The organism is Paracoccus sp. S4493 (assembly GCF_000967735.1).
GTDB classification, from domain to species: domain Bacteria; phylum Pseudomonadota; class Alphaproteobacteria; order Rhodobacterales; family Rhodobacteraceae; genus Paracoccus; species Paracoccus marcusii.
In genome coordinates this window covers 1-1047 of record NZ_JXYF01000538.1, presented here as the reverse complement: position 1 = coordinate 1047, position 1047 = coordinate 1, and the positions used below count along the sequence as shown (strand labels likewise).

Genomic DNA, 1047 nt, shown 5'->3' with positions numbered 1-1047 from the left:
GGGGCTGTGGCCGACAGGTTGTATTTCAGGCATTTGATGAAGTCGCGCTCGGCCAGGGCGTCCAGCAACTGGTGTTCGCGGTCGTGATCGAACGGAATCCATTGTCCGTTGACGGGCATGACGGCGATTTCGCGGATGTTGCCGTGGCTCGGCTTCGGGCTGAAGGTCGCGATGACGATCAGGTGGCTGTTCGGTGTGGCTTCGATCGTCTCGATCTTGTCGGCCGCGATCCTGTCGAACCGCTTCCCGGTCTCTTCGTCCAGAAACATCGGATAGTCCGGCAGATGCTTGAGGATCAGCTTTCGACCGTAGGTCGAAGGCTCATAGCCTTTGTATTCTGCGATAACGATGCCAAGGGGTGTGGGCTTTCCTGCAACCGGCTGAAGCCGGTGCAGGAAGCGCCGCCGGTCGGCCGCGAGCCTTTCCTTGTCCTCGATGGAATAGAGCGGCGGGACAAAGAGGTTGCCCGAGATCGGCCCGGCCTTCGTGCTGACTTTTGCGGCGGCGGCCATCAATTCACGGTGGATGATGAACCAGCTGCGGCGGCGGCCGAAGCTATTCCTCCACCTGTTCAAACCCGCGGCTTCCCAAAGGTAGTGCAGCATGGCCAGCAAACGCAGTTTTGCCGGGCTGGCGACGGCGGATGATGCGGCCTCTCCCGGATCGGCCACGGGGGCGGCCCGCCCGCCCTTCACCGATAGCGGAAAATCCAGCTTGAGCATCGTGCCGCCCGCCTCGTCGGTCACGATGGCCTGTCCGTTCACTTGGCCCAAGCCGGACAGTTCCGGGGGTGGATCGAAGGTCTCACAAACCGGATCGTGAAGATGGCCCGTTCCGGGCATCCGCTTCAAAATATATTCGTTTCCGACCTTGGCGATATACATTGCCGGTTCCTGACGGCTGCATTGGCACAGCGGCCTGGCCTTCTTATCGTATGCGCCTTCCAGGATTCGTTGCAAACCTTCGGTCGATGCGCTGAAACGCGAATGACCGAGGCGATAAGTGTTTTCGGCTGCCATAATGCTCTCCTTCAATAAGAAAGAGAAT

Annotated in this window: 1 protein-coding gene; it reads right to left on the bottom strand. The window is 59.7% G+C overall.

Annotation, left to right across the window (positions count from 1 at the left end):
• A partial coding sequence (locus TW83_RS18935) for a DUF1173 family protein (protein WP_045984342.1) occupies nt 1–1019 on the bottom strand: 1019 nt, incomplete at its 3' end.
• Between the last annotated feature and the right edge of the window lie 28 nt (nt 1020–1047).